The following is a 6,916-nucleotide window of genomic DNA, read 5'->3' on the forward strand; positions in this document are numbered from 1 at the left end:
AAGGTATCGCCGTCAGCCAGCCCTTCGGTCTTGCGGTCGAGGTGACCGCCGCTTTCGAGCGTTTCGATCAGCCGCAGGTGCGATGCCGTGGCGCTTGGCCCGCCGACTTCGGCGATCGACAGGGCCAGCGCCTGCAGGCGGTTGTCTTCAAGGACCAGCTCGGCAACCTCGTCGGTCATCGCGGTCAGCAGCTTGACGCGGCCGGCCTCGTCGAGCCGCCCGGCGCGCTTGGCGCTGGCCAGCGCGATCTTGATGTTGACCTCGTTGTCGCTGCAGTCGACCCCGGCTGAATTGTCGATGAAGTCGGTGTTGATCCGGCCGCCAATCCCGTCCGCGCCCTTCAGCGCGAATTCGATCCGGCCCGCCTGGGTGCAGCCCAGGTTCGCGCCCTCGCCGATGACCCGCGCACGCACGTCCGCGCCATCGATGCGCAGCGCGTCGTTGGCCGGATCGCCGACCGCAACGTTGTTCTCGCTCGAGGCTTTCACATAGGTGCCGATCCCGCCGAACCAGAGCAGGTCGACCTGCGCCTTCAGGATCGCGGTGATCAGGCTGTCGGGATCGATCGCCTCGACCTCCAGCCCCAGCAGCGCGCGAATTTCCGGGCTGAGCGGAATCGACTTCATGCTGCGCGGAAATACGCCGCCGCCCTTGGAGATCAGCGCCTTGTCGTAATCGTCCCAGCTGGAGCGCGGCAGGGCGAACATCCGGGCCCGCTCGGCCCAGCTCTTTGCCGCATCGGGCGCGGGGTCGAGGAAGATGTGGCGGTGATCGAAGGCGGCAACCAGCAGGATCGACTGCGACAGCAGCATGCCGTTGCCGAACACGTCGCCCGACATGTCGCCGCAGCCCGCCACCCGCACCGGATCGGCCTGGACGTCCACCCCCAGTTCGAGGAAGTGGTGCTGCACCGAAAGCCAGGCTCCCTTGGCGGTGATGCCCATTGCCTTGTGGTCGTAACCCTTCGAACCGCCGCTGGCGAAGGCATCGTCGAGCCAGAAATCATGCTCTTCGGCAAGCGCATTGGCGGTATCGGAAAAGGTTGCGGTGCCCTTGTCGGCGGCGACCACGAAATAGGGGTCCTCACCGTCGCGGATCACGACCTTGGCGGGGTGGACCACCTTGCCGCTGACGATGTTGTCGGTGATCGAGAGCAGGGTGCGGATGAACAGCTTGTAGCTGTCCTTGCCCTCGGTCAGCCAGGCATCGCGGGTTTCGGGCCGCTCGGCCACGATCAGCGGCAGCTGCTTGGGGTAGAAGCCGCCCTTGGCGCCGGTCGGCACGATCACCGCGTTCTTGACCCGTTGGGCCTTCATCAGGCCAAGGATTTCGGTGCGGAAGTCGTCGCGCCGGTCAGACCAGCGCAGGCCCCCGCGCGCGACCGGGCCGGCGCGCAGGTGGATGCCCTCCACGCGGCGCGAATAGACGAAGATTTCGCGCCATGGCACGGGCTTGGGCAGGCCCGGCACCAGTGCGGAATCGAGCTTGAAGGCCAGTGCGTCACCGCCTGCGGGGGCAAAGGCGTTGGTGCGCAGGATCGCCTCGATCACGGCGCGGTACTGACGCAGCAGGCGGTCGTCGTTGATCGCCGAAACCCCGGCAAGGCCGTCGCGGATCGCGTCCTGGGCCTCGGCCTCGGCCTTGGCCCGGTCGCCCTTGAAGGCCGGGTCGTGGCGCGCGGTGAACAGTGCGAGCAACGCGCGCGTGACCACGGGGGCATGGGCCAGCGCATCGACCGCCGTTGCCAGCGAGTAGTTGAGCCCGGTCTGGCGCAGATAGCGATACCAGGCGCGCAGCCAGTTCGCGGCGCGCGCGGTCAGATCGGCCGTCGTGATCAGGCGGTTGAAGGGATCGTCCTCGGCCGCGCCGTTGAGCACGTCGGCAATCGCCCCCTCGATCGTCGCGGCGCGGGCGAGCAGCGCGGCGGGGTCATGCCCGGCAGGGGGCGCCAGCTGGAAATCGTGTATCGTGCCGAGCGCGCCGCCATCGAGCTCCGTCGGCACATCCTCGATCACGCGGAAGCCGAAGTTCTCGAGCGCCGGCACCGTTTCGGACAGGGCCATCGCGCCGTGCAGCTGATAGAGCTTGAGCCGCAGCGTGCCGGGATCGTCACCGGCCACGCTGTGCAGCCGCGCATCGCGGCGGGGGCCATCTTCGCCCTCGCCGACCAGCCGCCTGAGCCGCGCAATGTCGGCAGCGGCCTCTGCCGGGGAATAGTCGCCGCGATAGGCCAGCGGAAAGCTCTCGGCATATCGCGCGGCGATCGCGGCGGCGCGCGAGGGGCCTTCGCTCGCCGCGATTTCGTCCTCGACCGCGTCGCTCCATCCACGCAGCATGGCCTGCAGGCGCGCATCGAGCGCGGCCTCGTCGGGCAATCGGGCGACTTCGGGCAGGTCGAGCACGTAGCGGATCAGGGCGAGGTTGCCCTCGATCTGGGTCGCCCAGTCCAGCACCGGAGCATCGGCGGCTTCGACCAGCATCTGCGCGATCTGCAGCCGCGTACCCGTCGACATCATGTCGCGCGGGACCCAGGCGAAAGCATAGAGGTGGCGCATCAATGCGGCCGGGTAGAGCGCCAGCCGGGGGCGGGGCCGGTCGGTCAGGCTCATCGTGGTGGTCGCAACCCGTTCGACCTCGCTGTCGGACATCGCGATCAGGACGTCGTTGGGCAGCGTGGTCAGGGCATGGACCAGCGCCTTGCCCGCATGGCCTTGCGGCGCAAAGCCGAAGCGCTTGGCCATATCGGCAAGCTGGGCGCGAATACGCGGAATCTGCGTTGGCGCGGCGACCATGCTGGCGCTGGTCCAGATTCCGGCATGGACCGACAGCGCGGTTACCTTGCCGCCTTCGCGGCGGGGCACGATGTAGAGATCGAGCGGGGTGCGACGATGGACGTTGCTGGTGAGGTTCGACTTCACGATCAGCGGCACGCGCGCGCCGCCTTCGTCGAACCAGCGAAACGCGCGTTCATAGGACACCGGGCCGAGCAGGGTCTTGGCGCTCTTGCGGCAGATGCCCAGCGCCTGATGCTGGCTGCCGTCGGCATGGCGTACGACATGCCCCAGCTGGGTCAGCATTCCGTCCTTGAACCAGCGCAGCAGTGCCGCGCCTTCGCTGTCGGGACAGGCATCGGCATCTTCGGCCATCGCGACCTGCATTTTCGGCCAGTCGGCCACGGCGACGCGAACATCGGCGAGGGTCGCGGCCAGCGCCAGTTCGAGCGCGCGGCGCTGACGGGCATCGCCGCGCCGGGTTTCGAGATAGACCATCGATTCGCGCTTTTCGCCAGAAGCAGCGCCGCTCAGGATTTCGGTCAGCGCGCCCTTGGCGTCGCGCCGCACCGCGACGACCGGATGGACCAGCCGGTCGATCGTCAGCCCCTGCGTGGCAATGGTCGATGCGATCGAATCGACCAGGAAAGGCATGTCGTCATTGATCACCGCAATGCGCATGAAGCGCTCGCTGGCACTGCCCGAGACCGATTCCAGCGCGATGGCCGGCTCGCCCGGGTCGCGCTCCAGCGCGGCGGACAGGACGAAGGCGGCGGCGCGTTCGAGTTCGCCGCCAGCCAGCGGCGCTTCGCCCGGCAGGAGCGCCGCTGCGAGCCGCTCGCTCAGAGCCTGTTGGAGGACTGCTTTCGAGGTCATTTCATGCGCTCCTCGGGCAGATCGGACTGCCCGTTCCTGCTTGTTATAAAATTGCTATCGAACGTAGCATTTATGCGCATAGTAGAAGCAAGTAGTCACCACTGCAACCAGTTTGCCCCTTGGAAAACAGGCCCGGGCTTATGCCCCCCCAATGGCCTTGACCGTCAATTCCAGCGAGCGCCGGCGGGCGGCCGGATCGAAAGTTGCCCCGCCAACAATCACTTCGTCGGCGCCGGTGCGTTCGATGAAGCGGGCAATCGCGGCGCGCACCGTCTCTGCGCTGCCGATGGCGCTGGCCTGACGCATGTGTTCGAGCATCGCCAGCATCGAGGGCGACAGCGTCTGGCGGTAACCCGGCACCGGCGGCTTGAGCTTCCCCGGATTGCCGGTGCGCAGCGCGACAAAGCTTTGGTCCATCGACGAGGCGAGCAACACCGCCTCTTCGTCGGTATCGGCGGCGATCACGTTCATCGCCACCATCACGTGTGGCTTGTCCAGTGCCGCCGAGGGGCGGAACTGGTGGCGATAGAGCCGCAGCGCATCGTCCAGCTGGTCGGGCGCGAAGTGCGAGGCGAAGGCATAGGGCAGGCCCAGCGCGGCGGCGAGCTGCGCGCCGAAGGTGCTGGAACCCAGCATCCACATCTGAACCGCCGCGCCAAGGCCGGGGGTCGCCTTGATCCCCAGCTCGGGCTCACCGGTGAACAGCGCGCGCAGTTCGACCACGTCCTGCGGAAAATATTCCGAAACGCGCGCCAGATCGCGCCGCAGTGCCTGGGCGATGCGCATGTCCGCCCCCGGCGCGCGGCCAAGCCCGAGGTCGATCCGCCCGGGATAGAGCGCGTCGAGCGTGCCGAACTGTTCGGCGATCACGAAGGGGTTGTGGTTGGGCAGCATGATCCCGCCCGCACCGATCCGGATGGACTGCGTCGCTTTGCCGACATGCGCGAGCACGACCGCGGTCGCCCCGCCGGCAATGCCTTCCATCGCGTGATGTTCGGCCACCCAGAAGCGCTTGTAGCCCGCGTCTTCGGCGCATTTGGCCAGCAGCGCGGTCTCGGCAAGCGCTTCGGAAACGGTCCCGCCTTCGCGTACGGGGACAAGGTCGAGAACGGACAGGTCGATCATTTGCCGGATGGTGGAGGCGGCGGACCCAACTGGTCAAGATAGGACTTTGCCGTCTTGGCGGCGTCGCTGCCGGGCGCGGCCGCAATCACCGACTCCCAGCTCAGCCTCGCGGCTTCGTCGCGGCCGGAAAGGACCGCGATCACGCCCGCTTCAAGCCCGATTTCGGGATCGACCGGCAGCAACCGGGCGGCAACCTCGATCTCGGCCTGGGCTTCCTCAAGCTTGCCCTGCCGCCGCGCGAGTGTTGCCGAAAGCAGCCAGGCCTGCGGGTTGTCCGGAGCGTTGGCGCGCGCTTCGGCCAGCGCGATGCCTGCCTCGTCGAGTCGGCCAAGGCCGACCAGGGCGCGGGCCCGGTCGATCGATATCTCGCCGGTCAGCTGGGTCAGCCCGGCAGAGAGCGCATCGGTATGGGCAATGTCGAGCGAGGCCAGCGCCCGGTCCGCCGATCCGGCGGCTAGCGCGGCATTGCCGGCCATGGCCCCGCGCGCCGCGCGCGCCGCGCGGTCGCTGACCGGCGTATCGTCGCGGGCCTCGCGGAAGGCGAGTTCAGCCTCGGCCCAGCGTCCCAGCCGGGACAGCGCCACGCCCTGGCAGTGCTTGGGCTCGGCATGGGCGGCGCCGGTCAGGCCCTTGGCCCATCCGTCGGCGATATCCAGCGCGGCCAGCGGATCGGACTGGGCGAGGGCGAGGCAATTGCCCATCCGGGTCTGGGCTTGCGGCATGGGCAGGCTGGGCTCCTGGCTTGGCTGCGGTTTGCGATGATGGATCTCGATCGGGGCCTGCGGCAAGGCGCCGCCGGGGCCGACCTGTCCGGCGAAGGGGAGCAGCAGGGCGAGGGCAAGGGACATCGGGTTCCTCTTGGGAGGATTCAGGGCAGGTCGTTCAGCGTGCGCAGCAGCAGGGCAATGTCCGCGTCGCGCGAAAGCCGGTGGTCGCCGTCCTTGAGCAGGGTGACCTGCACATCACCTGAACGCAGCGCGGCGGCGAGTTTGAGCGCAAGCTCCCACGGCACGTCCGGGTCCGCCTGGCCGTGCAGCAACCGCACCGGGCAGGTCAGCGCGATTTCGCCATGCAGCAACAACTGCGCTTGCCCGTCGGCCCAGAACCGGGCGTGGGTCGGGGTCGGTTCCGGGCCGTAGGGGTTAGGCTGGTAAAGCGTCTCCCCGGCGGTAAGCCGGGCCTTGTCTTCGGCACTGGTGCCCCATTCGGTAAAGTCCGGCGCGGCCGCGATGCCGACCAGTGCATGGACTTGCTCTGGCCGCGCAAGCGCGACAAGCAACATCAGCCATCCGCCCATCGACGATCCGATCAGCACCGCGGGCCCGCTGCACTGCGCCTCGATCAGCGCCAGCACTTCGTCCCGCCAGCGGCTGAGCGAGCCATCGGCAAAGTCGCCGTCGCTTTCCCCGCAGCCCGAATAGTCAAGCAGCAGGCATTCGCGCCCCTGCGCCGCGGCCCAGTCCAGCACGGCGGTCGCCTTGCCGCCCGCCATGTCGGACATATAGCCCGGCAGGAAGACCAGCGCAGGGCCGGTGCCGGCAGCATGGCGATAAGCGATCCGGCGGCCGTCGGCGAGTGTATGGAAGCGGGTTTCGGTCATGACGCTTTCATGCCGCTTCGGCCAGGGCAGGGCAATGCCATTGCCCTGTCATGAATCCCGTTTAATCTGAGCCAAAGCCTTCGGAGTACGCCATGTCCCTGCCTGATCGCATGCCCACTGCCAGCCGCCGCAATTTCTTCAAGCTCGGTGCGCTCGGCGTGGCCGGCCTGTCTGCGCCGCTTATTGCCGCGGAAGAGCCCAAGGGCTTCACGCATGGGGTGGCCAGCGGCGAGCCGGGACCGGAACAGGTGCTGCTGTGGACGCGCTACCGCTCGGGGCATGGCGACACCGTGCGGTTGAGCTGGGAAATGTCCGAAGACGCCGAATTTACCCGTCCGGTGGCATCGGGCGCGGTTCAGGCCCAGCCCGAGAACGATTTCTGCGCCAAGGCCTGGGCGCGGGGGCTCCAGCCCGGCAAGTGGTACTATTACCGCTTCATCGCCCCCTCGGGCGAGGTTTCGGCAATCGGGCGCACCCGCACCTTGCCGGTGGGCAAGCTGGCCAGCTTCAAGCTCGCGGTGTTCTCGTGTTCGAACTATGGCTT

At 68.0% G+C, this 6,916-nt stretch carries 5 protein-coding genes; 1 reads left to right on the top strand and 4 read right to left on the bottom strand.

All coding sequences use genetic code 11. The annotated features are described in order from the left end of the window. From ACE3SN_RS15420 to ACE3SN_RS15435, 4 genes are all read right to left on the bottom strand, one after another. On the bottom strand, positions 1-3,647 hold a 3,647-nt coding region (locus ACE3SN_RS15420; protein ID WP_374531503.1), incomplete at its 3' end, for an NAD-glutamate dehydrogenase domain-containing protein. A 138-nt stretch (positions 3,648-3,785) separates the two neighbouring features. After that, positions 3,786-4,772 (bottom strand): LLM class flavin-dependent oxidoreductase, encoded by a 987-nt coding sequence (locus ACE3SN_RS15425; protein WP_374531505.1) that lies wholly within the window; start codon positions 4,770-4,772, stop codon positions 3,786-3,788. Then, entirely contained in the window at positions 4,769-5,620 is an 852-nt protein-coding gene (locus tag ACE3SN_RS15430) for a tetratricopeptide repeat protein (protein WP_374531507.1), read from the bottom strand. Before ACE3SN_RS15430 ends, ACE3SN_RS15425 begins: the two co-directional genes overlap by 4 nt. A 20-nt stretch (positions 5,621-5,640) precedes the next feature. Continuing rightward, a complete protein-coding gene (locus ACE3SN_RS15435; RefSeq protein ID WP_374531509.1) occupies positions 5,641-6,372 on the bottom strand; it encodes an alpha/beta fold hydrolase in 732 nt (243 codons plus the stop codon). A 92-nt stretch (positions 6,373-6,464) separates the two neighbouring features. Here ACE3SN_RS15435 and ACE3SN_RS15440 point away from each other — a divergent pair. After that, the coding region (locus tag ACE3SN_RS15440) for an alkaline phosphatase (RefSeq protein ID WP_374531510.1) at positions 6,465-6,916 on the top strand (452 nt) is incomplete at its 3' end.

Origin of the sequence: Novosphingobium sp. (assembly GCF_041915465.1) — a bacterium.
Classification (GTDB): Bacteria; Pseudomonadota; Alphaproteobacteria; order Sphingomonadales; family Sphingomonadaceae; genus Novosphingobium.

Bases quoted from the DNA above. Each gene is read 5' to 3' on its own strand.
- ACE3SN_RS15425 (WP_374531505.1), bottom strand. From the start codon at position 4,772: ATGATCGACCTGTCCGTTCTCGACCTTGTCCCCGTACGCGAAGGCGGG.
- ACE3SN_RS15430 (WP_374531507.1), bottom strand. From the start codon at position 5,620: ATGTCCCTTGCCCTCGCCCTGCTGCTCCCCTTCGCCGGACAGGTCGGC.
- ACE3SN_RS15435 (WP_374531509.1), bottom strand. From the start codon at position 6,372: ATGACCGAAACCCGCTTCCATACACTCGCCGACGGCCGCCGGATCGCT.